This window comes from Hathewaya histolytica, from assembly GCF_901482605.1.
Taxonomy (GTDB): Bacteria; Bacillota; Clostridia; order Clostridiales; family Clostridiaceae; genus Hathewaya; species Hathewaya histolytica.
Genome location: NZ_LR590481.1, coordinates 1688741 through 1715144, shown reverse-complemented (window position 1 = coordinate 1715144; position 26404 = coordinate 1688741). Strand labels below are relative to the sequence as shown.

Below are 26404 nucleotides of genomic sequence, written 5' to 3'. Positions count from 1 at the left end.
CTTTAATAAGAAAAATAAGTTACCTTGGCTAGAAGTAGTCAAGGTATTTTTTATGAATAAGGAAAAATATTATGGAAACCATATAATTAAGTGGAAAACTGCATGGATAGGAAGTGATTTTATGAAAGCGTCATCTAAAAATAATAAAGGTAATGAAGATGGAAAAATTTCAAATAATAATATAGATCAATATAATTTACATAGTTCACTTCAAGAAAATATAGATTTATTTAAAAATGTTATTCTGAAAAATAATGATACTGTGATTTATAGGGAGTTTAGAAATAAGAAATCATCACAGAAGTTTTGTTTGATTTTCTTAGATGGAATGGTTAATAGAGAAGTTATAAATGAAAATATTTTATATCCTTTAATAAATGATAGGCTTAAGGATGAAGATAAGGATGTCATAAAGTATATAGAAGAAGAAGTTGTAATAGTTGACGATGTTAAAGAAGAAATCGATTTGGATAAGCTATTAACAGCCCTATTATATGGTGATTCTTTATTACTCGTAGATGGCTCAAATAGTGCATTAATTCTTAATACAAAAGGATGGGAAACTAGGTCTATATCTGAACCTCAATCAGAAACTGTAGTAAATGGTCCAAGGGAAGGATTTAATGAGTCTATAAATACAAATAAGAGTTTAATAAGAAGAAAAGTTACTTCTCCACATTTGAAATTTGAGTCTAGAGAAATAGGCTCCAGAACTAAAACTAAAATTTCTGTTGCTTATGTAGATGGCATAGTAAACCCTAAAATATTAAAAGAACTAAAAAAGAGATTAAACAAGATTGATATAGAAGGTATTTTTTCTAGCGAAACCATAAGAGAATATATAAATGATAATCCATTATCGCCTTTCGCAACTATAGGAAAGACAGAGAGACCAGATGTAGTTGCATCAAAATTGCTCCAAGGAAGAATAGCTATACTTTGTGATGGTTCCCCTGTTGTGCTTACTTTACCCTTTTTATTTTTAGAATATTTTCAGGTAAATGAAGATTATTATGATAATTTTATTTATGCATCTATAAATAGACTTTTAAGGGTATTAGCTTTTATATTAACTATAGGTACCCCGGCTATTTATATTGCATTTACAACCTTTCATAAGGAAATGATACCTACAAAGTTAGCACTAAGTATATATATGGCTAAAGAAGGTGTACCACTTCCAGCATCATTAGAAGCTATTATAATGTTGATAACTTTTGAAATTATTAGGGAAGCTGGTATAAGATTACCTAAACATATAGGTGCTGCTATAAGTATAGTGGGGGCTTTGGTTTTAGGTGATGCCGCAGTTAACGCCAAATTTGTAAGTGCTCCTATTGTAATTGTAACTGCAATTGCGGGTATATCAGAACTTATAGTTTATGAAATGAGAGCAGGCGTTATTGTATCTCGATTTATATTTCTGATTTTAGCTTCTTTTCTTGGTATATATGGAGTTATTTTTGTTGGCATGGGATTAACTATACATCTTATGTCTATGAAAAGTTTTGGAATACCTTATATGTTAAAACTTATTGACTTAGATAAATATAATATAAGAGATACAGCTATAAGATTCCCGTGGTGGGCTTTACGCTATAGAACAAAATTTATTTCTGAGGATATTGAGAGAAGTAAAAAATACATTAAGAGAAGGAATATGTAATGAAAAAATATATAAATAAAATAATAACTTTATTTATATTAATCTGTATTTCTACAGTATTTACTGGTTGTTGGGATTATTCAGAAATTACAGATTTTAAATATGTAGCTGGTATGGCTGTAGATAGAGATAAAAAGACTGAGGAGTATATATTGACCATGGAAGTTTTAGATGCTTCACCTGATGGAAAGAGTATAACTTCAAGTATGGTTCAAAGTAGAGGAAAGACTATACATTCAGCTTTAAGAGAAGCTATTAAAAATACAGGCAATATGATGCAGTTATCTCATGCTAAGCTCTTTATTGTAAGTAAAGATATAGCAGAAGAAGGCATAATTCCTGTACTTGATTTAATAAATAGAGATGTTGAGGTTAGAAATGATATGTGGGTTTTAATCTCTAAAGATAAAACTGCAGGGGAAATACTTACTCAGGATAAGAATGAGAATAAAATATTATCCTATGACCTAGCATCTGCAGCTAAGAGTAGTAACGAAATAGGAGAGTATAAGTCAATAGAGGTTTTTAGGCTCATTGATTACATATCTACTAAGGGTATTTCGGCAGCAGTACCTATGATTAGTACTGTTAAAGATGGAGGAAAGCCTACAGTTGAAATTTTTGGAACAGCTGTATTTAAAGGTGATAAAATGATTGGAGAACTAGACAAAGGAGAAAATTTAATTTTCCAAATCTTAAAAGAAGATAATGTAAAATTCGTATATCCTATTGTTTTAGGTGAAAATCAAGCCGTAAGTTTAGAAATAATGAAAGTAAGTAAGAAGTATAATATAAGTAAAGAAAAAAATATACCTTCTTTAGATATGTACATAGATATGGATGTAGCTTTATCAGAACTTGCAGAAACAGGTATAAATTATATAGCAAAAGAAGATAGAGAAAAGTTAAAGGTGGGTGCAGAAAAAGTTATAGAAGCTCAATCCAATGCTCTAATAAAAAAGCTTCAAAATGAATATAAAAGCGACATAATAGGTTTTGGATCGATTTTTAAGAAAAAGGCACCTAAAGAATGGGAAAAGGCTTCAGGTAATTGGAGTGAAACTTTTCAAAATATAGATATAAATGTTTTTGTTAATCTTAATATAAAATATAGTGGGCTTACTAATAAAAATATAGAAATAGGAGATTGATATGATATATTTAGTACTTTTATTTTACTTTAGTATATCTATTTATGAAGTAAAGCATTTATATAATAATGATTTAAAAAGGGAAATTCCTTTATATATTTTCATAATGTCCATAAGTGTTATAATTAGTTCTTTAGAGGCATTAAATATAGAGGTACCTGATCCTATGATACCTTTCAGCAAATTTTTAAGAATGTTTAATATATTTTAGGAGGAATTATGAGGAGAGAAATAGTTTCCAATAAACAAATGCAACTCCTTATCTTTATATATTGTATAGGAGCATATTTATTATTTAGCATTGGCGGAGAAGTAAAGGAACATGCTTGGATGGCTACTATTCTAGGCGTTATTTTTACTATTCCAGTAGTAATTATGTATGCAAAAACCATGGAGTCATATCCAGGAAAAAACTTATTTGAAATTATAGATATAATTTTTGGAAAGTGTTTTGGCAGTATTTTAAATATGATATTTATTTTTCATCTTATTTTTCTTGGGGCTTATATATTAAATGATTTTACTGATTTTATTAAATTGACAGCTTTATTTAATACACCTAAGTTTATACCCATGTTATTTATAGCTCTTTTAAGTATATGGATATTAAAAGAAGGTATTGAGGTTTTAGCTGCTTGGTCACATTTTCTTATTAGAATAATACTTATATTTATTGTTCTAATATGGATATTGTTAATTCCACAGATGAAACTTACCAATATATATCCTATATTTTATATAGATATCAAAAGTATATTAAAATCAGGATTGAGTATAGTAACCATACCTTTTAGTGAAGTAGTTATATTTCTTAGTTTTTTTGATTATATTAATAAGGATGAAAAAGTAAAAAATATATTTATTAAGCCCCTACTAATAGGAGGAGCATTAGTAACTTTGGCTACGTTAATAGATATAATGCTTATTGGTGGTGAAGGACACTTTTCATACTATTATCCGGGATATGAAGGAATAAGAAGATTAAAATTTGAAGGTGAATTTCAGAGGGTAGAAATAATAGTTTCTATAGCTTTTGCTATAATACAATTTCTTGAGATTAATGTTTGTATATTAGGGGCATCCAAGGGGTTAGAAAAAGTTTTTAGCTTAAACAATTATAGAGATATTTTAATACCAGTTGTGTTGTTGCTGTCAAACTTTGCTTATCTAATATTTGGCAGCATTGAAGAATCTATGAATTTTATTAAAACACTATGGCCTATATATGGTATAATATTGCAAATAATTCTCCCAGGGTTAGTTTTTATAGGTGTTTTGGTAAAAAAAATAATTGTGCCCAAATTTAGAAAGGTTAAATAAATAATATATACATTCTAGATAAATACCTGTGCATAGTTTTTAGTAAATTACACACAAGTATTTATTAATATTTATATCTTAGATGCTTCTTCTGTTTTAGTTGAACTTTTCACCATTCTATTTATTTCAGTTAGTTCTTTTGGTGTTAGGTATCTCCAGTTACCTTCTGGAATATTTTTCAAGGTTACATTCATAATTCTAACACGCTGAAGTTTTTTTACATTATATCCAAGATACTCACACATTCTTCTAATCTGTCTATTAAGACCTTGAGTTAATATTATTCTAAAAACATAGTTACTTTCTTTTTTTAAAAAACACTTTTTTGTTACAGTACCTAATATAGGTATGCCATTCCCCATTTTTTTTATAAAATCTTTAGTTATAGGTTTGTCTACAGTAACTATGTATTCTTTTTCATGGTTATTTCCAGCTCTTAAAATTTTATTTACAATATCCCCATCATTAGTTAGAAATATCAGTCCTTGAGAGGGCTTATCTAACCTTCCAATATGAAATATTCTTTTGGGATAATTTATATAATCAATAATATTTCCCTTAATACTTCTGTCTGTAGTACAGGTAATCCCTGTAGGCTTATTAAAGGCGATATATACAAATTCATCACGGCTTTTTAAAGGTTTATTATTAACCAAGACTTTATCTTCATCTGTAACTTCTATTCCTATTTCTGCTACTTTCCCATTTACTTTTACCTCTCCTGCTTTTATTAATCTATCTGCTTCTCTTCTTGAACAGATTCCTTTTTCACTAATAAATTTATTTAGTCTCATAAAATATTTCCTTTCTTATAAGTTAAATCATAAGTAAAAGTATGTACCTAAATTGCATAAATATTAAAACTTATAGTCAATGTAAATTATATAGGTAATTTTTAAAAATTACAACCAAAGTAGTATATTGCTACTTAATGGTTATTACATATGATAAAATAGTATTATGTAAGTATTAGATATTATTACATAGGATTATAAACATATTAAACTGTTAGTGTATAAATTTTTTTATTAATATAATGAATCTTTCAGAATTTTAAAAGCTATTAAAGGAGGATTAGAGTGAGATTATTAAATATAAAAAAAGATAAAGAGGAATTATCTAATAAACTTAAAATAGCAGGTATAGCTGGAGGACTTGGAAGCTTACTTAGTCTTATAGGAGTAGGGGCTGTATCTATTTATACTGGTTTAAGATTAGTAAAACCCAAAAGAGTCGTTATAAAAGAATTGCCAAATGAACATGGTCTGGAGTTTGAAGAAATAACATTTAAGAGTAAGCATGATAATACACTATTAAAGGGGTGGTGGATTCCTGCTAAATTTAATGGAGATTTTAATTCAGATAATAAGACTGTTATTTTTGCTCATGGGTACGGAAATAATAGGGGGGTATATAGCATATCTGTAATAAAACTTGCTAAACGATTATGTATGGAAGGATATAATGTTTTAGTTTTTGATTTTAGAGCTTCAGGAGAGTCAGAAGGGAAATATGTTACTATTGGTAAGTTTGAGAAATATGATCTTTTAAGTGCCATTGATTTTGTGGTAGATCAAAGGAAGTCAATAAACATACATCTGATAGGTTGGTCCATGGGAGCTGCAACATCTATATTAGCAGGAGCAGAATCTAAGTATGTAAAGTGTGTAATTGCAGATAGTCCATTTGGAAATTTAAAAGAATACCTTAATAAAAATCTTTCCTATTGGTCAGGGTTACCTAATATACCTTTTAGATCTATAATATTAGGCGTATTACCAAAAACTTTAGGAATAGACATAAAAGATGTAGATACAGTGAAAGCAGCAGAGAAATTTAAAGGTAAACCTCTATTTTTAATCCATAGTAAGGATGATAGTGCAATTCCGTATGAAGAGAGTATAAGGATATTTGAAGTGCTAGATAATAAGGAAAGCAGTAAATTATGGATTACAGAAAAAGCGGAGCATATACGATCTTATTTAGTGTATAAAGATGAGTATGAAGATAATATTGTGGATTTTTTAAATAAAAATTAATTTTAAATCTCCAAATACTACATTTAAATTTTGTAGTATTTGGAGATTATTTTTATTAAAGAAAGATTATTTTAAATCGATATATTTAGTATTACGTAATTTAAATGTATAAAATTCATGTACTTATAGTTAAAATCAATAAAATTTAAAATTATACGGAGGTTATAAGATTGAAAAAGGTAATCAGAAATATAAGGATAACTCATATTATATTATTTTTGGCTTGTACTGGAACATTAGTCAGTATTATTATTGGAAGTTTTGGTTTCATAGCTACTTCTAAAATAAATTCAAATGTAGCAAATATGTATGATGACCAACTAATGCCAATTACATATATATCGACGATTAAGGAAAATTTTATGTCTATAAGGTTAAATCATGCTAATACTAAGATAGGTTTCAATCCAAAGTATATGACTGATATAGAGGAAAATGAAAAGGCGATACTTGATAGTTATAAAAAATATACGTCTACTCCATCAGATGAAACAGAACAAAAGTATTTACAGAGTTTTAGTGATAATTATAAAATCTATTTAGAGCTGGTTAAGAAATCTATTGCGGATATGGAAGGTGGAAAAAAGTTATCTAAGGAAGAGGCAGAAAAAATAAGCAATATTGGAGATAAGATTGAAAAGTGCTTAGATGATCTTAATAAATATGATATTAAATATGCAGAAAGTGATAAATTCGAAAGTGACAAAATATTTAAAATAAATAGAAATCTTCTTATAGGAATTTTAATTACTTGCACATTAATATTTTCTTTTATAGCTATACTTACTATAAGAATCATAAAGACCTATTTAAATAATGTGGATAATATGCTAAAGGAACTAGCTTCAGGAAACCTGGATTTAGATATTAAAGATGAGGGCAGAAATGAATTCGAACATATGAAGATGAATATCGGAAATACTGTAAAAAGTTTTTCTCAAATTATCAAGACTTTAAAGGAAAAAACAGAATTAATAAATGTTTCTTCAGAGAATCTAAGTGCAATTTCTGAGGAGATGGCATCTTCATCTGACAATGTATCCAATGCAATAAATGATGTAGCCAAAGGTACAGGTGATCAAGCAGAGAGTTTAGTTGATATTACTAATATACTAAATGAATTTAGTGTTTCTGTAAATGAAATTGTAAGTAGTTTAAGTGAACTTAATATTAGCGCCAAAGATGTATCTAAAACAGCTAATATTAGTAGCGAAAAGATGGTGGAACTAGATAGTTCCTTTAAATTTGTTGGCAGTACTTTTAAAAATTTTGCAGAAAAAATAGAAGTTTTGGGTAACAGTATCAATAAAATCGATGAAATAACTATTTTAATAAATAATATAGCTGAACAAACTAATCTATTAGCATTAAATGCTGCAATTGAGGCAGCACGAGCTGGTGAGTCTGGTAGAGGTTTTGCTGTAGTGGCTGATGAAATAAGAAAATTAGCAGAGCAAAGTAAGGAATCTTCAAATAATATAAGTGTGCTTATAAATGAAATATCAAAAGAAACTAAAAATATTGTACAACATACAGGGGATATAGATGGCAGGTTAAAAAATTCATCAGATGTTATAAGCGATTCTCTTGTTTCGTTTAAAGAAATTATTACATCAATTGAGGATGTAGTTCCTAAAATAAATGCTTTAAATAAAACTGCAGAGGACATAGAAAAAGAAAAAAATAATATTTTTGAAAGGGTAGAGGGAGCATCATCTATTGCAGAAGAAATATCAGCATCATCAGAAGAAATAGCTGCATCATCACAAGAAATGAACTCATCTTCCCAAGAGGTTGCAAAAACAGCTAATGGATTTGCAAGTTTAACCATGGAGTTACAGGAAGGAATAAATAGATTTAAAATCAGATAATTATAAATTTTTTATATTTTCTTCTTGACATTAAATTTTTAATACTGTAATATGTTACTTATGTAAAATATAATATTTATAGTTTTAGGTTTCTTTTATAAGAATTAATAGGGAAAACGGTGTAAATCCGTTACAGCCCCCGCTACTGTAAGCACAGACGAGTCCTAAAATCCACTGAAGTTCTACTTTGGGAAGGATGGATAAGAATGAAGTGCAAGTCAGGAGACCTGCCTAATATTTAAGCATAGTTTTCGGTGGGAAAATAACTTGCTCTCATATAAAAAGTAAACTTTAGTGTTACTTTTCTTATCTGCGCATATAAAACTCCGAGAGGAGTTTTTTTATTTTATATATTAAACTAGTTTAATATATCTATTAACATAGATTTATTAAAATAAAAATTTCCAAATTTTTAGTATCACTGAGAGCTATATCAAGATAATTTTTTAAATTACTTGGTATAGCTTTTTATTTAGAGGATAAAAGGGGAGACAGATATGAACAAAAGTTTTAAATTTATGAGTAGATTTTTTACATTAGTAGTATGTTTTGTAATTTTAAGTGTTGTATTGTCTGCATGTGGGTATGGAGAAAGAAAAGAAAATATTAATAATTCATCAAAAAAAGTTGAGGAGCAAGTTAATGTTAAAGATATAAGATTAAAAGAAGATGGAAATAAGGTTTATGTATGTTTAAAAGATGCTTTTAATTCTGTAGGCAATGAATACATTACTAAGGATTCAAAAGCTGAAATAAAAAGTGGTATGGAAACTTTAAAAGTTACAGAAAGAAGTAAAGAAATAGGAACTACATTTTCTAAAATAATTATTCCAGATGAAATTATAAATGTAAATGGAGAACTTTATGCAAGTTTAGGGTCTTTAAAAGAAATTATAGATGGGAGAGTATGCTATAGTAAAGATACTAAAAAAGTGACTATTAAACCAGAAATGAAATTAGAATATTCCAAAGGATTTTCAGTTAAATATTTAAAAGGTGGAGTGAAGAAAATTACTGATGGAAATAATAGAATATTAATTTTAATTCCAAGAGAAAAAGAAGTATCCCAGGCTTATAAAAACGAAAATGTTGTTAAGATACCAGTAAAAGATGTACTTGTATCATCTTCAAATCACGCTTCTTTCTTAAAATCTTTAGAGGAGATACCTTCTTTAACTGCTGTTATTTTAGATTCAAATAGATGGAATATAGATGATATAAAAAAGGGGATAGAAGAGAAGAGGATAAGTAATGTATGCCAAGGAGGGGATTATGATTATAACAAAATTAGAGTTCTAAATCCAGAAATAGCATTTACTTATAATGGAGAACAAGCGCAAGCAGATTTAATGAAAAGGTTAGATGATATTAAAATACCTTATGCTGTGGATAATGCATATATTGAAAAAGATCCTTTAGGAAGAATGGAATGGATAAAGTTTATAGCTGCCTTCTATGATAAGGAAGAAGTAGCGGAAAAGGTATTTAATGATGCCGTTTCAAATAGATAAATATAGAAACTTTTTAAAAAAAGCTATAGCATGAAAATACATCTAGATAAATGTGAGATTTTAGTTTAAACAGTTAATAACCCCATATATAAAATAGCTATATTCCTATTGAAGTTAATTTCCATAAGAATATAGCTATTTTTATAATCATTATCATGATCATGAATATAGAAATTCAAATTATTATTTTAAAAATTTAATTTCTATAAAGTAGAATATCGCACCAAATAGTAAAGCGGGTATAGTGGTGACTACAGTAGCCCAAAAGGATGATTTTTTATCCATGGCTATAAGAGGGAAGAGTGCATCGCCATCTTGAGATATAGCATTAGATAGTAATGCTGCAAATGGAACAAATCCTTTGGTAAATAGGGTTACAAATATTATTTGAGGTCCACATCCAGGAATTAGCCCTATTGAAGCACCTACTATAACTGATATAAATCCAGTAGCTGTTAGCCAGCCTTGAACTACTGATTCTCCACCCATAAAATATATTGAAATTTCATAAATAATATAGGCTACAAAAACCCAAGTGTTAACAAATGCAGTTTCGCCAGCATTGTGAATAAAAGTTTCTTTGAGAGAAAACATCTTACTTTCAGTTTCTTCATGGGTGTCGTCTCCGAGAAATTTATTATTAATAATCATATAAACTATAGAAAATATAGTTCCACTTATACCTATAATAGAACCTAGATGAGGTATAATCATTGAAGTATTAACATCAATTTGAGCAAGTAATGCTATACCAAGTACTAAACCAATTGTTATTAGAAGCCAAAATATTTTATAACCTATACCATGAGTGAATTTATGACTCCAAATACTTAAAGAAGTTTCTTTTTTACTATGGTGTAATGCTATATCTATATAATCCCCCTCATTATGACCTATGTGAAGGGCATTGTTATTATGGCTAGTACAATTTTTACACTTCCCTTTTTCAAACTCAGTTTGTACATTTTCTAATCCCTTATGAGAAGCTACCTTTTTTGACTTCTCAATATTTTTTCTTAAGCTTAATTTTTCTTCTAAATTTAGATAATCCACTAAATATCCAACTAGTATAGCTATTATAAAAGAAAGAATACTAACTAAAATATAGTGTTTCATGGAAACTGTAATTAGTACAAAAGCAGAATCGCCCATAGTAGCAATCAAGGTTGCAATTACAGTTCCAAAACTTACACTTCCTTTTATAAATAGCGGCATTACTAAAATTGCACCACCACAACCAGGAGTAAGTCCTAAGAAGGCGCCTATAGCTGGTTGAAGCCTTTTACTATTTTCTATACCTCTTACTAGTTTCCCGCCTTTTTTATAGTCTAGGTATCCAAAAATAATTAATACAGCACCTACAAATACTCCTACTTGAAGAAATGCATCTTCTGCAGATTTTAATATAATTCCAATAATATCATTAAACATAGTTTTTCTCCTTTCGATAAAGTATTATCAGTTATTATTGATAATCAATATCAATTAAATTATAAACTATCCATAGGGATAAATCAATACATTTTATTCGAAATTTAAGTAGGTTATGCTATTTTAATTATAAATACTTAATGATATAATCATATTAATTAGAGTATCGAAATATATTAGGGGGGATCATATGAATTTAAAAGAGAGAAGAAATCTTATATTAAATGGGGATATGTATAAGGTTATAGTTACATTATCCATACCTATTATGATTAATAATTTGATTCAAACTTTCTATAATCTAGCTGATGGAGTCTGGGTAAGTAAGCTTGGTTCTGTTCAATTTGCAGCAACTTCTTTTGTATGGCCTGTAAACTTTTTATTTATATCTATAGGTATTGGATTGTCTATTGCAGGGACCTCTTTCTTGTCTCAGTTAATAGGTGCTGAAAAGGATAAAGAAGCAGGGGAATATGCAAGTCAACTTATTGTAATCTCTTTTATATGTTCCATAGTTTTTGCCGTTATAGGATACTTAATAACACCTATGGTAGTAAAGCTAATGGGGGCAACAGGAGATCTTCAAAAGTACAGTATTATATATCTTAGAATAACTTTTTTAGACACACCTTTTATGTTTTTCATTTTTAATTTTAACTCTATATTAACTGCACAAGGAAATACAATCACTCCTACTATACTTAGTGGTATAAGTGCTATCTTAAATGTAGTTTTAGATCCTATATTTATATTTACTTTTAATATGGGGATAGCAGGGGCAGCTATAGCTACTTTAATTTCCAAGGCAATTTTAGCTTTCATAGCATTATTTATGGTTATGCATCCTAAAAGTAATATAAGACCTGGTTTTAAGAATTTTAAATTCAATTCATTTATCATTAAAAGAATTATAAATGTTGCTTTGCCTTCTTCGGTAGGTCAATCAGGTTCCGCTTTAGGTTTTATAATTTTAAATAGTTTTATAGCATCTTATGGAACTGCTACCATTGCGGCATTTGGTATGGTAAATAGGATAAGTTCTCTTATAATGCAACCTGCCATGGGGGTTGGAGCTGCATTAACTTCTATTATAGGTCAAAATTTGGGATCAAATAAAATGGATAGGGTAAAAGAGGGATTTATAAAGTCTTTTAAACTTACTGTTGTATTTTCGATAATTGGGGCTATGGTATTAATATGGAAAGATAATGCTGTTATAAATTTCTTTATTCAATCCAAAGATGATATGGAGGTTATAAACCAGGGTATAACATATCTTAGATTTACTTCTATTTCACTACCATTGATGGGGGTTTTTAGTGTTCTACAAGGTGTATTCCAAGGTTCTGGCCATACTAAATATTCTATGGCTATGGAAATAGGTAGGTTATGGTTTGTAAGACTTCCAATGATATTAGTATTTAAACACTTTACTAGTATAGGGGCTACAGGAATATGGTTTTCTATGTGTTTTAGTAATCTTATAGTATGTATTTATGGATTTGTGGTGTATAAAAAGGGGCATTGGGAAAATAAAATTATAAAAGCATAATAATATGATATAATTATATATTATATTGGTTTGGAGGTATAAGATATGGCAGATATTAAACCTAAAATAGCTGCTCTAATGGAATGTGACCCTAGTTCCGGTATAGAGTCCTATGAGTTTATGCTTATACAAGGAGAAATTATAGAGCTTTCTTATAAGTCTGTTAGAGATAGACTTATTGTTACGAATAAAAGGTTGATAATTATTAATATACAAGGACTTATTGGCAAAAAGAAAGAGTATATGGTTATACCTTATTCTAAGATATCAAGTTTTTCAGGAGAAACTGCTGGAACTTTTGATATTGATGCTGAGCTTAAAATATGGTGTTCAGGACTAGGATCTATAGAATTTGAATTTTTAAGAAATACAGATATAAAACCGCTTGTTAGAATTTTAAGTGAACATATATGTAGGTAATATGCATAAAAACTAATATAAAACCACTATGAAACTTATTTTAATAAATTTCATAGTGGTTTTTGTATAAAATCTATTTGTTTTTACTTAGTTATAAAGGTGTTTAACATCCTTAAATAAAGAGGTGTTTTTAATTATTATCTTATATAAGATAAGGCCTAAGGCAAAATTTGCAAAGGATGTTGGTACAACTACAGCTAAGAATAAAGATATAAATGATACAGGAATGCCTACTAGGATTGAAGCTATGAAAAGAAATGTGCTTCCACTTATTATGGTGCCTAAAATAAATATAAGAGAAGGCTTTATAATATTTCCACAGTTCATATACCTATGAATTAAATAAATCACGTTGCCAGTTACTAATTTATCTATAAAGTTTGGAAGCTGACCACCAGGAAAACCTGTGGTTAAAGAAGATAAAATACCGTAAGCTATACAAGTAGCAATAGCTTCTTTGTAGCTATCAGTAAGCATCAAGGATATGAACATTGTAACTAATAAAAAGTCCGGTTTAACTCCCATAAATACAGGAGGAACTATAAAGTGAAATACAACTCCTAATGCCAGAAGTATAGAAATTGAGGTTAATTTTTTTACATTTAATGATGGTTTCATAATAATATCTCTCCTTTAAAATTAAATTCTTTATAATAGATTTTTTAAGAAAATAATACTTTCACCACATTTTAATTCCTCCTTTCATAGGTTAGTCTAAATAATTTTATATAAAATAAAAAAACTCCACCCTAAATATTAGGGCGAAGTTTAAATTCGCGGTACCACCTAAATTAGATTATAGGAATATAATCTATCTCATAACTGGAGCACTAACATGCTCTGTCCTTTTTAACGGTAGGCTTCCGGTAATTACTACTTGCAAAAGCTTTCGGATTACTTCTCCAAGGTCCATTCACTAAAAATATCATAATTGGTTCTCAGCTTTCCCAACTCTCTGGATATGATAGTTTTTAGTTACTCTTCCTCATTAACGAATTTTAAATATTTAACTATATTTTATCATAGGACATATGTCCAATCAACAAGTAATTTAAAAATGTTTTTTGTAATATGTTATTAAAAAATAAGAATGAAATTAGGAACTATTATAATGTATTAATTTAATAACCACATGGTTACAGTTATTTATGTGAACATATAGACTAATTTTAAAATAGTTGTATTTCAGATAAAGGAGATTTAAATTTATATAGAAATACTATTATAAAAATTAATAAGCTGTAGTAAAATAGAGTATATAATTAATTTTAAGGGGGAATAGCTATGCAAAAGTTTAAAGACTATAAATACGAAAGACCTAATATGGCAGAAGTTGAGAAAAGTCTTAAAGGTTTAATTAAAGAATTTGAAAGTGCTACTTCCGTAGAAGAACAAGATGAAATTTTAAAAAAAATAAATTCTATTAGAAATCATGTTGAATCTATGGCTAGGTTAGTGGAAATAAGAAATTCTATTAATACAGTAGATAAATTTTATGAAGAAGAGAAGGCTTTTATGAATGATAATATGCCTATATATGAGGGAATAATATCAGAATATTATAAGGCTTTAATAAGTTCTAAATTTAAGTCTAAGTTAGAAGAAAAGTGGGGAAATCAGTTATTTAAAATGGCTGAAACCAGTATAAAAGCTTTTAAACCAGAAATTATTGAAGATTTAAAAGAAGAAAATAGATTAATAACAGAATATGATAAGCTTAAGGCTTCAGCTAAAATAATGTTTGAGGGAGAAGAAAGAAATCTTTCTGAATTAGAACCTTTTATACAATCAAAAGATAGGAATATGAGAAAAAGAGCCTATGAAGCATCTTCATCTTTCTATATTGAAAATGAAGCTAAGTTTGATGAAATTTATGATAAATTAGTTAAAGTAAGAACTAGAATGGCTAAAAAATTAGGATTTAAAAATTATGTAGAGCTTGGATACATAAGAATGATGAGACTTGATTATAATGCTGAAATGGTAGCAAACTACAGAAAACAAGTTTTGGAATTTATTGTACCTGTAGCTGAACAATTAAAAAAGAGGCAAGCTAGTAGATTAGGGCTTACAGAATTAAAATATTATGATGAACCACTAGAATTTTTAAGTGGAAACGCCACTCCAAAGGGAGATTCCAATTGGATAATAGAGAATGGAAAGAAAATGTACAAAGAATTATCACCTGAGACATGTGAATATTTTAACTTTATGATAGATCATGAACTTATGGATCTTTTAAGTAAGAAAGGAAAAGCTGGTGGGGGATATTGCGAAATTATACCAGAATTTCAATCACCATTTATATTTGCAAACTTTAATGGAACTTCAGGGGATATAGATATTTTAACTCATGAGGCAGGGCATGCTTTTCAAGCTTATGAAAGTAGGCATTTAGGAGTACCTGAGTACGGATTCCCAACTAGTGAGGCAGCAGAAATACATTCTATGAGTATGGAATTTATAACTTGGCCTTGGATGAAACTATTCTTTAAAGAAGATGAGGATAAGTATAAATTTAGTCATTTAGGTGGGGCATTAACTTTTATACCTTATGGTGTAACAGTAGATGAATTCCAGCACTTTGTATACGAGAATCCAGAAGCTACTCCTGAGGAAAGAAAAAGTGCTTGGAGAGAAATTGAAAAGAAGTATTTACCAAATAAGGATTATGAGGAAAATGATTTTCTAAATAGAGGGGGATTCTGGTTTAAGCAAAGCCATATATTCCAAACTCCATTCTATTATATAGATTATACCTTAGCACAGGTTTGTGCACTACAGTTTTGGGTTAAATCTAGAGAAGATAGAGAGAAGGCTTGGGAAGATTATTTAAAGATATGCAAAGTTGGTGGTAGTAAATCTTTCTTAGAAATAGTGGAGCTTGGAAACTTGAAAAATCCATTCCAGGATGGTTGTATTTTAAGTGTGGTAGAACCTGCAAAACAATGGTTAGATTCAATAGATGATAGTAATATGTAATAATTAGTTTATTCAATTTGAGGTATAAATACAGATACTATTGCTAATAATAAAAAAGTTATCATATCCTATTTAAAACTATGAAAACAATATTGTTTTCATAGTTTTTTTATGAAAAACTTTATTAAACACAAATTTTTTTGTGTTTAATTATAAAAATATTCGTATTTACTATTGAAAAAATTTAAAAATATATTATTATAATAAGAGTGAGCATAAAAACCTAACGAAAGAGGGATAATATGGAGAAATTTTTTAAACTAAAGGAAAATAATACGAACATTAAGACGGAAATAGTAGCTGGTATTACTACTTTTATGACTATGGCTTATATACTTATAGTTAACCCTTCAATACTTTCAGCAGCTGGCATGGATTCAGGAGCTGTATTTACAGCAACAGCAATTTCAGCAGTTATATCTACATTGGTTATGGGATTGTATGCGAAACTTCCTTTCGCACAAGCTCCTGGTATGGGACTTAATGCATTCTTTGCATTTACAATTGTAAAAGCCATGGGATATTCTTATCAATTTGCATTAACAGCGGTATTATTAGAAGGACTTATATTTATATTATTAACTGTTTTCAATATAAGGGAAGCAATTGTTGATGCTATACCACTTAATATAAAAAGAGCTATATCTGTTGGAATTGGTATGTTTGTTGCTCTTATAGGACTAGAAGGAGCAGGAATTGTAGTTCACCCAGAGGGCGGAGGATTATTAATTGCATTAGGAAATATAACAAAAGGAACAGGACTTCTTGCTATTATTGGGATATTATTAACAGGTATATTAATTGCAAGGAATGTTAAAGGTGCATTATTTATAGGGATGCTCTTAACTTCTGTTATAGGAATACCTATGGGTATAACTCCTATGCCAAAGAGCTTAGTTAGTATGCCACCCTCAATTTCTTCAGTGTTTTTTAAATTTGAATGGCATAATATATTTACAGTAGATATGGCCATAGCATTATTCACTCTTTTATTTATGGATATGTTTGATACTATTGGGACTTTGGTTGGTGTTACTACAAAGGCAAAGATGTTAGATAAAGATGGTAAAGTTCCAAATATGAAGAAAGCACTATTAGCAGATGCTATAGGCACTACAGCAGGCGCATGTTTAGGAACAAGTACTGTAAGTACATTTGTAGAGAGTGCCTCAGGAGTTGCAGAAGGTGGAAGAACTGGTTTAACAGCAGTATCTACAGCAGTTATGTTCTTTTTAGCATTATTCTTTGCACCAATATTTGCATCCATAACTCCAGCAGTTACAGCATCAGCCCTAGTATTAGTTGGTTTATTTATGATAGAGCCTATAAAAGAGATAGATCTTACTGACTATACAGAAGCTCTACCTGCTTTTTTAACTATAATAATGATGCCTTTTGCATATAGTATATCTGATGGTATAGTTTTTGGTGTAATATCATACATAATATTAAAATTATTTTCAGGAAGATTTAAAGAAGTTACAATACCAACTATTATAGTTGGAGTAGTATTCATATTGAAATTTTTAATATAATATAAAAAAGCACCTAAATGAATTGTAATAAAGTTTATTTAGGTGTTTTATTTTTGCTATATATGCTAAAAATAAAATAAGCTTATTAAAATTTTAATATTTTGTTTTGAAAATCTATCTTTAATGGTAGAATATAAAATGAACTTTAATAAAATTAGGAGAGAAGAGAATGGAATATACTTTAATTGCGACCTCAACTTTTGGTCTTGAAAAGGTTGTGGCAGATGAACTTAAGGAATTAGGTTATGAAGATTTAACTATAGAGAATGGAAAGGTTACCTTTATTGGCGATGAAATGGACATAGTAACTTGTAATATGTGGCTTAGAACTGCTGATAGAGTTTTAATTAAGATGGCAGAATTTAAAGCAGAAAGTTTTGAGGAACTTTTTCAAGGAACTTTAAAAGTAGAATGGGGAGATATTATTCCTGTAGATGGATTTATGCACGTTACAGGGAAGTCAGTAAAGTCAAAGTTATTTAGTGTACCAGATTGTCAGTCTATAGTAAAAAAAGCTGTAGTAGAATCTATGAAAAGAAAATATGATGTAGAAAAGTTCCCAGAAGATGGTGCTGAATATAAAATAGAAGTTGCTCTTCTAAAAGATATAGTTACATTAACATTAGATACAACTGGTCAAGGATTACATAAAAGAGGATATAGAGAAAATGCTGGAGAAGCTCCAATGAAAGAAACCTTGGCGGCAGCTTTAGTACTTTTAAGTGGATGGGAACCATCTTTAGCATTTGCAGATACTTTCTGTGGTTCAGGTACTATAGCCATAGAAGCGGCTATGATTGCTAAAAATATGGCGCCAGGACTTAATAGACATTTTGTATCAGAAAGATGGGGTATAATTCCTGAAGATTTATGGAGTGATATTAGACGTCATGCTAAAAGTTCTATAAATAATAAAGAATTTAAAATACTTGCATCAGATACAAATTTAAGAGTGCTTAGAACTGCTATGGCTAATGCTGAAAAGGCTGGAGTATCTGAATACATTAATTTTCAAAGGTTAGATATGAAAGATTTTTCAAGCAAAAAAAGATATGGAGTTATAGTAACTAATCCTCCTTATGGTGAGAGGCTAGGGGAGTCTAGAGAAGCAGAAGAACTATATAAAACCATGGGAAGTGTGTATAGTCAACTTAAAGACTGGTCATATTTTGTAATTACATCTCATCCAGAGTTTGAAAGTTGTTTTGGAAGAAAATCAAACAAAAACAGAAAATTATATAATGGTAAAATTAAATGTTACTATTATCAGTATTTTGGAGATAAGCCACCTAAAGAGCTTTAATAATATTTTGAAATAAGAGGTATGATATTTAGAAACAAATACGTAAATGCTTTATAAATAAGTATTACGTGTTGATATTAATTATCAAATATAATATAATTTATTTTAGATAAATTAAATAATAATTTTAGGTACTTAGAACCTATAAGTTATAAGGGAAAGTGGTGAAATTCCACTGCAGCCCCCGCTACTGTAAAGCTGACGAATCCTAAATTGGACCACTGAAGTTTATCTTTGGGAAGGTAAGGAAGTAGTATGAAGCAAAGCCAGGAGACCTGCCTAATAATTGTGTTTAGTCTTTCGGAGGGAAGGATGAGGCCAGTTGCTAAAATCAGAGAATACAATTTTAATGGTATTTATAATTTTTGTGATTGATAAAAGCCTCTTTTAGAGGCTTTTTATTATGGAGTTTATTTAGCTCCAAATATTTTTACATATTAATATAAAATTTATAGATGGTGGTGTACTTATGAAAAAAGTATTTAAAAATTATTTAGCTTTACTCTTATGTTTTATTATGTTTTTTGCTGTAGGCTGTGGAAAATCAAGTGAGTCTTCTACTGATACTAAAAGCGATACTTCAGTTTCTAAAAAGGATAATTTAGAAAATAACCATAAAGAAACAAAGGTAGAAGAAAAGAATGAGGAAAAAGGTAAGGAAAATAAAAACTCAAACAATTCAAATAAAGAATTGACTAAAGAGTCTGTTAAAAAAGAAGAAAATAAAAAAGGTAGTAAGGATAAAGATACTAACTTAAATAAGAATGCTAAAGATAATAGTAAAAATAATAATAGTAATTCAAATAAGAGCTCCAGTGCAAGTCAAAGTAATGATACAGAATTAAAAGGGACAAGTAATAGCTCAGGTAATAAAGGAGAAGTTACAACTAAAGATAATTCTTCTAAATCTAAAAAACCGGTTAATCCTGCTAAGAAGCCTGATGAAACTTTCACTTTAGTTATATCTAAGAATACAAAAAGTTATACGGGAGGAAACCCTCAAGTTTTACTTAAGAAACAATTAAAAATACAAAGTGGAAAAAGCCTTATGAGCTATCTTAGAGAAAATTCTAGTGTAATTGATGAAGGTGGATTTATAAAGTCCATAAATGGAACTAGAAGCCTTTACCCTATTCCAAATTCTAAAAAAACTGCTGATCAAAAGAAAAATGGAATTATGGGCATAGATTGGTTTATTTATTCAAATGGTAGCAAAATAAGCGTAGGTGCAAATGATTTATATCCTAAAAATGGAGATGTGATTTTATTTGATTTTCATGAATGGAATAAGGGTGAGTTCTCTGTTAACAGATTCTTGAATGAATATTATATAGCTTAAGGTAAGGTGCTAAATTATGCTTACGTATAAAAATAGAAATTCATATCTTCAAGGATTACATCCATTAAGTGGAGTCATGCTTTTATTGTTATACTTGATAACTTTTATAGTGATGGACAATCCTCTATATATAATTTTAATAATGAGTTCCATATTATTTTTATCCTATATAGATGGTTCTTTTAAGGAGTTATTTAGATATATTAAACTTATTATACCTTTTGCACTTTTAATCATAATAATAAATCCTATATTGGTTAAGAATGGTGAAACGGTGATATATGAAGGAACCATTAATTATCCTATATTTGGGACATTAAGGATAACAGTAGAGGCAATATTATTTGGATGCTTAAATGGACTTAGAATAATATGTATAACTTTAGTATTTGGATTTTTTAATCTTGTTATACATCCAGATAGAGCTTTTGCTTTCTTTTCGAAATATCTTAAAAACTCCGCTCTTTTAATGAGTATGACCATACGATTATTTCCAAGTATGATAAAGTCTTTTAACTCTATAAAAGAAGTAGAAAAGTTAAGAGGTAATAAATTAGTTTATGATAATATGAAAAAAACACTAATTAGTCAGGGAAATATAGTTAATATACTATTTTTATCTAGTATGGAAGATGCCTCTGATATGGCGGAGGCAATGTATTCTAGGGGATATGGTGCTTCAAAGAAGAGAAGCTCTTACTTTAAAGAAAAGTTTAAAAAGGATGATTTACTAATAATTTCTCTGTGTCTAATAGGCCTTATAAATTTGTTTTTATTAAAAGTTAAAGGATACACGGATTTAGAGTTTTATCCTAAAGTTCAGAATCCTATAGAAAGCTTAAATGTTTATGGATATATATTCTGTGCAATTTTATTTTCACCATTTTTTATAAATTGGAGGTGGAAAACTTGGAAGTAATCAATATAGAAAATGTAACATTTAATTATCCAGAATGTAGTGAAAGCGCTATAAAAGATATAAATCTTAAAGTAAATGAGGGTGAATTAGTACTAATAGTAGGGCCTTCTGGGTGTGGAAAGTCTACTCTTATAAGACTCATAAATAGACTTGTACCTAGTTATTGTGGTGGAACTATAATGGGTAACGTATATTTGAAGGGTAAAAATATTGAAGACATGGCTCCTCTTGAAATAGTAAAACAGGTTGGCATGGTATATCAACATCCTGAAAAGCAGATTATTCTTCAAGATATAGAAAGGGAAATTGCTTTTGGACTTGAAAATTTTAATACTGATATAGACTCTATGAAAAGGAATGTTGCAGAGGTTATATCTTTATTAGGACTTAATGATATTAAAAATAAACAAACAGATGAAGTATCCGGAGGCCAAAAGCAGAGAATTGCTATAGCTTCAGTGCTTTCTATGGATCCCGATATAATTTTATTTGATGAACCAATATCTCAACTAGATCCAATAGGTGCAGAAGAGGTTTTAAATTCAATAAAAAAATTAAATGCTGAAATGGGAAAGACAGTAATTTTAGTAGAGCAAAGACTTGATAAATGTTTTTCTATGGCAGATAGGATAATATTTATGGAGGGAGGAAATATTATAGGTGAAGGAAAACCACGTAATATTCCTGAAAATATAAATAAAAAATATCATCTTCCAAGTTTAACATATTTATTTAAGAGTTCTGGGCTAAAAGAGTATCCCGTAGATCTTAAAGAAGCGAGACAATCTATAGAAGGAATAAAAATAGATAAATTAAATAATAGTAACACTCTAGCTTCAAAAGAGCCTATTATGGAAGTTAAAAAACTTAAGTTTTCTTATTCTAAAGGAGAAGAAATTTTAAAGGATATAAGTTTTAATCTAAATAGGGGAGAAGTTCTTACTGTTATGGGTGAAAATGGAGCAGGTAAGAGTACTTTATTTAAAATTATTACTGGACTTATGGAAGGATATAAAGGGAATATATCTATAAAAGGTAAAGATATAAGGAAGATGAAAGAAGAGAAACTTAAGTATATAGGCTATTTATCTCAAAATCCTAATGATTATTTTGGCCGTGAAAATGTTTTTGAGGAAGTGGGATATACTTTAAAGAATATAGGTGAATATAATAAGGATAAAATAGAAGAGGTCTTACACCTTTTAAATATAAATCATTTAAGAAATAAGAACCCAAGGGATTTAAGTGGTGGAGAAAAACAAAGAGTTGCTATAGCTTGCACACTTGTCACAGACCCAGAAATTTTAATTTTAGATGAACCTACAAGAGGAATGGATTCACTTGCGAAAGAGAATCTTGGGGACATAATTAATACTTTAAAGAATAAGGGAAAAAGTATAGTATTAGTAACACATGATACAAATTTTTCTGGTGATTATTCAGATAGAGTTATGCTATTATTTCATGGAGAGATTATCGCTATAGGTAATGCTGAACATATTCTATGTGAATCTATATACTATTCTCCCCAAGTCTCTAGGTTATTTAAAAATAAATGCAAGGTAATAAAATCAGAGGAAGCTTTGAATATTTTGAAGGTGAATAAATATGAATAAAAATATAAAAGTAGGGCCTTTAATAATAATTTCATATATAGTATTACTTATTACTATGACTTACTTAGAAATAGGCATGGAAAGGGTTATTGAAGTATCTACTGTATTTTTACTGATTTCTTTCTTTGTTTTATTTGAGAGTAAAGAGATGAATTCTAGAATCATGTGTGCTGTTGCTACATTATCTGCTTTAGCTGGAGTATTAAGAGTTCCATTTGCTGTAATACCTGGTTTTCAGCCTGTTACTTTTATTGCAGCTGTGTCAGGATATACTTTGGGTCCTATTAATGGATTCATGGTAGGTGCTATGAGTGCATTTATATCAAACTTTTTCTTAGGTCATGGTCCCTGGACCTTGTGGCAAATTATGGCTTGGGGGCTTTGTGGTGTATTCTTCGGTATATTTAGTAAGATAATTAAAAGGTTTGGCTTTAAAAGCTTTATAATATTATGTGGAATTTGGGCATATATATACGGATTGATATTAAATCAATGGTATGTTTTAAGTTTTATAAAACCCATAACTTTAAAAGCTATTTTCTCAGGAAATATATTGAGCTTTTGCCAAGATACTTCTCATGCACTGGGAAATATCATGTTTGCTTCAGCATTTGGAAAAACCTTTATAGAAGTTCTGCAGAGGTATAATAGACGGAATAAAGTCATTAAAGTAACTCAAAATGACCACATAAATATGAAACGTATATAAATAATATAACCAAAATTTAAATGGTTATTTATAAGTAAAATATCCATACTATTAATATAACATTGAATAAATGAGGTGATAGTATGAAGAAGAAAGATAAAAGAGAGTGGACTAAAGAAAATTACTTAGCAAATGGTTCTAAAACTCAGAATCAATGGGCAAAAAATAAGTTAGATACAACTATAGAGCAACCAGGAATAAATGAAAGTGGTATAGAGATAAAGAAAAAAGGATTCTAAGTTAGTAATATTATAATAAGCTTTTAAAAGATGCTGTTGCAAAACTAAATATTTAGTTTTGTGCAGCTTTTTTATTTTGAACACAAAACCTAAAATATTATCATACTTATATTAAAGCGATGGTTTTTTAGGAGGAGTACTATGAAACTGGATGCCGTATTTCAAGGCGGCGGTGTAAAGGCCACTGGCCTGGTAGGTGCCCTTTGTAGGATAGAGGAATGTGGGGTACAGTGGATGAAGCTTGCAGGTACATCTGCAGGTGCAATTATAGCATCACTTATAGCCGTTGGATATACCGGAGAAGAGATAAAATATTTAATGTATGACTTAAACTATACTGATTTTAAAAGTGAGAGTTACATTAATAAAATACCCTTCATTGGTAAAATACTTGGACTTGTACAAAATAAGGGTTTATTTAATACAGGTGTTATAGAAGAATATCTTAATATATTATATAAAAATAAGGGTAAAAGAAAATTTAAAGATTTATATGTAAATGGAGAATCAACACTAAAAATAATAGCATCAGATGTAACTAATAAGAAGTTGCTTATTCTTCCAGAGGATATAAAAGAATACGGAGTAGATCCTAAGGAATTAGATATAGCAAAAGCAGTTGTAATGAGTATAAGTATACCTTTCTTTTTCCGACCTACAAAGCTAGATTATAAGGGGGAAAAGTGCTTTATAGTTGATGGAGGATTAACTAGTAACTATCCTATATGGATATTTGACGTGAAAGGAACACCTAGATGGCCTACTATTGGCTTTAAACTTGAAAAGAGTCATAAGAATCACGTATTTAATAAATTTAATAATGGTTTCTTTCCTTATGTATATGATGTAATGGAAACTTCCATAGGATGCTATGATGAAAAGTTTTTAAGTGATAAAGATAAGATAAGAACTATATCTATACCTACTTTAGATGTAAAAACTATAGAATTCAATATTAGCAAAAAAGAGAAAAAAGAATTATTTGATATCGGATATAAAAAGGCTGATGAATTTATAAGAAATTGGAGTTTTAAAGAGTATATAAGAAAACATAGAAGCCAAAAAGTATTAAGGATGGGCTAATTTATTAAAAAATAAATTATTAAAATAATATATATTAATGTAAGAAAAAATAAGAGTTAATAGGAAGATAAATTTTCAAATTAACTCTTATTTAAAGAAGTTATTCTAAACCAATAGCATTTACAGGACAAGAAGTTTCTGCATCTTTTGCGCTATCTTCTAAAGAAGAAGAAATTTCTACATCTTTAGCAGCAGCCTTGCCATCATCATCCATAAAGAAAATATCTTCACATATTGTGGGACATAATCCGCAACTTATACAAGTATCTTTATCAACAAAAGCTTTCATAAAAATACCTCCTTAATAATAATCTAAGATAAAGTGTATTATCATAGATTATCTTTCCCAAAAATAAATTAATTATAGGCTAAATACTACGGTTAAAAGCATTTTAAATTGTTCTGTTGCGTGCAATGCATGAGGAATTCCAGAAGGCATTACTATAGTTTCACCTGCTTTTACTGAGAAGTCTTCCTCGCCAACAGTAATCTTAGCTTCTCCATCTAGTATATATACCATGGCATCTCCAGAAGAAGAGTGGGAGCTTATCTCTTCGCCTTTATCGAAAGCAAAAAGTGTAAGACTCATTGTTTTTCCTTGAGCAAGTGTTCTGCTCACAACCCTTCCTTCTTCATAATCCACTAAATTGTCCATAGCTAGAACTTTACTAAAATCTATATTTTTAATTAAATGTTTATTTTCCATAAAAAATCCTCCTTATATAAGTTATTTTTAAATTTCTAATTTATTATTAACTATATAATATCATTTTATAGGAAATAATCCGTAACATATGTTACATAGCTAGTAATAATTAAAGATTATTAGTTTTATAAATAGAAATGTACTCTATAATAGGATTTTCTAAAAACTATAAATTATGAGTAACGGAATATTTTATTTTAAATTTCGGTTAGATCTTCATCCACTTTAATAATGTAAATACATTTGAGCAAAAGTATAATTATTTTTAAAGTTAATAAAAGAGGACTTACTTTGACAAAAATAAATAAAAATATTAAAATAAATGTAAACCAAAAATATTGGGAGGTTTACAATATGGACAATAAGGTAAAATTTGATATTAGAGATATTACATTATGTGCTTTATTTGCTGCTATAATAGCAGTGCTTGCACAAATTAGTATTCCTATAAAACCAGTTTCCTTTACTTTTCAAATTTTTGGAGTGGCTTTAGCAGGAATTATTTTAGGGTCAAAAAAAGGGTTTATTTCTGTAATGGTTTATATTTTATTGGGTTCTATAGGAGTTCCAGTTTTTGCAGGGATGAATGGAGGGATTCAAGTTTTAGTTGGACCTACGGGGGGATTTTTAATTGGATTTCCATTTATGGCTTTAATAGTTGGATATTTTTCAGAAAGGAATGGTAAAGTAAGTTATATTTTTTTAGGAGCAATTATAGGATTAGTTTTAACTTATTTAATTGGAAGTATGCAACTTGCTTTTGTGGCAAAAATGAGTTTTTCCAAAGCTTTATGGGTAGGCGTAATACCTTTTGTAATTCTAGATTTATTTAAAATTGCTATAGTAGTATTTATAGGTTGTAACATTAGAAAAAAATTGATAAATAGAGTAAGATATAATTAAAGAGTTATATAAAATATAAGTCTGTCTCCTTATAATTAGATAAAGGGGCAGATTTTTGTTTTAATTATACTTATTTAAGGGTAAAATAGAATAGTCAAGGAGGGTAAAA

The 26404-nt window shown here is 28.9% G+C and carries 24 protein-coding genes, 2 riboswitches and 1 other annotated feature; of the genes, 19 read left to right on the top strand and 5 right to left on the bottom strand.

All coding sequences use genetic code 11. From position 1 onward, the window contains the following. Positions 1–52 precede the first annotated feature (52 nt). The 4 genes from FGL08_RS08400 to FGL08_RS08385 are packed head-to-tail and all read left to right on the top strand — an operon-like array spanning position 53 to position 4137. Positions 53–1666 (top strand): spore germination protein, encoded by a 1614-nt coding sequence (locus tag FGL08_RS08400; RefSeq protein ID WP_243117964.1) that lies wholly within the window; start codon positions 53–55, stop codon positions 1664–1666. Next, the gene (locus FGL08_RS08395) at positions 1666–2817 is read left to right on the top strand and encodes a Ger(x)C family spore germination protein (protein ID WP_138210362.1); all 1152 of its coding nucleotides are present in this window, start codon (positions 1666–1668) and stop codon (positions 2815–2817) included. The genes FGL08_RS08400 and FGL08_RS08395 overlap by 1 nt, the downstream gene beginning before the upstream one ends. 1 nt (position 2818) lies before the next feature. Then, a complete protein-coding gene (locus FGL08_RS08390) occupies positions 2819–3028 on the top strand; it encodes a hypothetical protein (RefSeq protein WP_138210361.1) in 210 nt (69 codons plus the stop codon). Between the two features lie 8 nt (positions 3029–3036). Continuing rightward, positions 3037–4137 (top strand): GerAB/ArcD/ProY family transporter, encoded by a 1101-nt coding sequence (locus FGL08_RS08385; protein WP_138210360.1) that lies wholly within the window; start codon positions 3037–3039, stop codon positions 4135–4137. A gap of 71 nt (positions 4138–4208) precedes the next feature. Here the strand turns inward: FGL08_RS08385 and rluF are convergent, their stop codons facing one another. After that, a complete protein-coding gene (gene rluF, locus FGL08_RS08380; RefSeq protein WP_138210359.1) occupies positions 4209–4931 on the bottom strand; it encodes a 23S rRNA pseudouridine(2604) synthase RluF in 723 nt (240 codons plus the stop codon). 285 nt (positions 4932–5216) lie between these two features. Here rluF and FGL08_RS08375 point away from each other — a divergent pair, with 285 nt between their 5' ends. The 3 genes from FGL08_RS08375 (at position 5217) to FGL08_RS08365 (ending at position 9558) form a co-directional block, all read left to right on the top strand. Further along, positions 5217–6176, top strand: coding sequence for an alpha/beta hydrolase (locus tag FGL08_RS08375; protein ID WP_243117963.1), 960 nt, complete (start codon positions 5217–5219; stop codon positions 6174–6176). A 170-nt stretch (positions 6177–6346) separates the two neighbouring features. After that, positions 6347–8047, top strand: coding sequence for a methyl-accepting chemotaxis protein (locus FGL08_RS08370; RefSeq protein WP_138210358.1), 1701 nt, complete (start codon positions 6347–6349; stop codon positions 8045–8047). Positions 8048–8116: 69 nt separating this feature from the next. Then, a riboswitch (cobalamin riboswitch) is annotated at positions 8117–8296 on the top strand. Positions 8297–8544: 248 nt separating this feature from the next. After that, positions 8545–9558, top strand: a complete 1014-nt coding sequence (locus FGL08_RS08365) for a TroA family protein (protein ID WP_138210357.1) — start codon at positions 8545–8547, stop codon at positions 9556–9558. Between the two features lie 183 nt (positions 9559–9741). Here FGL08_RS08365 and FGL08_RS08360 read toward each other — a convergent pair whose 3' ends face one another. After that, positions 9742–10989 (bottom strand): putative manganese transporter, encoded by a 1248-nt coding sequence (locus FGL08_RS08360; protein ID WP_138210356.1) that lies wholly within the window; start codon positions 10987–10989, stop codon positions 9742–9744. Positions 10990–11179: 190 nt separating this feature from the next. On the opposite strand from FGL08_RS08360, the gene FGL08_RS08355 reads away from it, so the two are divergent. Both FGL08_RS08355 and FGL08_RS08350 read left to right on the top strand, forming a co-directional pair. Further along, positions 11180–12541, top strand: a complete 1362-nt coding sequence (locus FGL08_RS08355; RefSeq protein ID WP_138210355.1) for an MATE family efflux transporter — start codon at positions 11180–11182, stop codon at positions 12539–12541. Positions 12542–12586: 45 nt separating this feature from the next. Continuing rightward, positions 12587–12961 (top strand): PH domain-containing protein, encoded by a 375-nt coding sequence (locus FGL08_RS08350; protein WP_138210354.1) that lies wholly within the window; start codon positions 12587–12589, stop codon positions 12959–12961. A gap of 87 nt (positions 12962–13048) precedes the next feature. Here FGL08_RS08350 and FGL08_RS08345 read toward each other — a convergent pair whose 3' ends face one another. Next, positions 13049–13579: a tryptophan transporter gene (locus tag FGL08_RS08345; protein WP_138210353.1), complete on the bottom strand. Its 531-nt coding sequence runs from the start codon at positions 13577–13579 to the stop codon at positions 13049–13051. A 136-nt stretch (positions 13580–13715) separates the two neighbouring features. Continuing rightward, positions 13716–13962, bottom strand: a binding site (T-box leader). Between the two features lie 283 nt (positions 13963–14245). On the opposite strand from FGL08_RS08345, the gene FGL08_RS08340 reads away from it, so the two are divergent. The 9 genes from FGL08_RS08340 to FGL08_RS08300 all read left to right on the top strand — a co-directional run bounded on the left by FGL08_RS08340 (position 14246) and on the right by FGL08_RS08300 (position 24686). Then, positions 14246–15943 (top strand): M3 family oligoendopeptidase, encoded by a 1698-nt coding sequence (locus FGL08_RS08340; RefSeq protein WP_138210352.1) that lies wholly within the window; start codon positions 14246–14248, stop codon positions 15941–15943. A 242-nt stretch (positions 15944–16185) separates the two neighbouring features. Beyond that, complete coding sequence (locus FGL08_RS08335; protein ID WP_138210351.1) at positions 16186–17478, top strand: NCS2 family permease; 1293 nt, start codon at positions 16186–16188, stop codon at positions 17476–17478. Between the two features lie 169 nt (positions 17479–17647). Further along, positions 17648–18781, top strand: coding sequence for a THUMP domain-containing class I SAM-dependent RNA methyltransferase (locus tag FGL08_RS08330; protein ID WP_138210350.1), 1134 nt, complete (start codon positions 17648–17650; stop codon positions 18779–18781). Between the two features lie 112 nt (positions 18782–18893). Next, a riboswitch (cobalamin riboswitch) is annotated at positions 18894–19078 on the top strand. Between the two features lie 172 nt (positions 19079–19250). Continuing rightward, positions 19251–20120 carry a DUF4430 domain-containing protein gene (locus FGL08_RS08325; RefSeq protein WP_138210349.1) on the top strand — a complete coding sequence of 290 codons (870 nt, stop codon included), beginning with the start codon at positions 19251–19253 and terminating at the stop codon, positions 20118–20120. A gap of 16 nt (positions 20121–20136) precedes the next feature. Beyond that, positions 20137–21039 carry an energy-coupling factor transporter transmembrane component T gene (locus tag FGL08_RS08320; protein WP_138210348.1) on the top strand — a complete coding sequence of 301 codons (903 nt, stop codon included), beginning with the start codon at positions 20137–20139 and terminating at the stop codon, positions 21037–21039. Continuing rightward, positions 21030–22655 carry an ABC transporter ATP-binding protein gene (locus tag FGL08_RS08315; RefSeq protein WP_138210347.1) on the top strand — a complete coding sequence of 542 codons (1626 nt, stop codon included), beginning with the start codon at positions 21030–21032 and terminating at the stop codon, positions 22653–22655. The genes FGL08_RS08320 and FGL08_RS08315 overlap by 10 nt, the downstream gene beginning before the upstream one ends. Then, entirely contained in the window at positions 22648–23364 is a 717-nt protein-coding gene (locus tag FGL08_RS08310; protein WP_138210346.1) for an ECF transporter S component, read from the top strand. Before FGL08_RS08315 ends, FGL08_RS08310 begins: the two co-directional genes overlap by 8 nt. A gap of 83 nt (positions 23365–23447) precedes the next feature. Continuing rightward, positions 23448–23603 (top strand): hypothetical protein, encoded by a 156-nt coding sequence (locus FGL08_RS08305; protein WP_138210345.1) that lies wholly within the window; start codon positions 23448–23450, stop codon positions 23601–23603. Positions 23604–23744: 141 nt separating this feature from the next. After that, on the top strand, positions 23745–24686 hold the full coding sequence (locus FGL08_RS08300) for a patatin-like phospholipase family protein (protein ID WP_138210344.1): 942 nt from the start codon (positions 23745–23747) through the stop codon (positions 24684–24686). A gap of 100 nt (positions 24687–24786) precedes the next feature. Here the strand turns inward: FGL08_RS08300 and FGL08_RS08295 are convergent, their stop codons facing one another. Beyond that, positions 24787–24975 (bottom strand): ferredoxin, encoded by a 189-nt coding sequence (locus FGL08_RS08295; RefSeq protein ID WP_138210343.1) that lies wholly within the window; start codon positions 24973–24975, stop codon positions 24787–24789. 72 nt (positions 24976–25047) lie between these two features. Further along, complete coding sequence (locus FGL08_RS08290; protein ID WP_138210342.1) at positions 25048–25392, bottom strand: cupin domain-containing protein; 345 nt, start codon at positions 25390–25392, stop codon at positions 25048–25050. Positions 25393–25746: 354 nt separating this feature from the next. Between FGL08_RS08290 and FGL08_RS08285 the strand changes: the two genes are divergently transcribed. Further along, complete coding sequence (locus tag FGL08_RS08285; protein ID WP_138210341.1) at positions 25747–26295, top strand: biotin transporter BioY; 549 nt, start codon at positions 25747–25749, stop codon at positions 26293–26295. Positions 26296–26404: the final 109 nt, after the last annotated feature.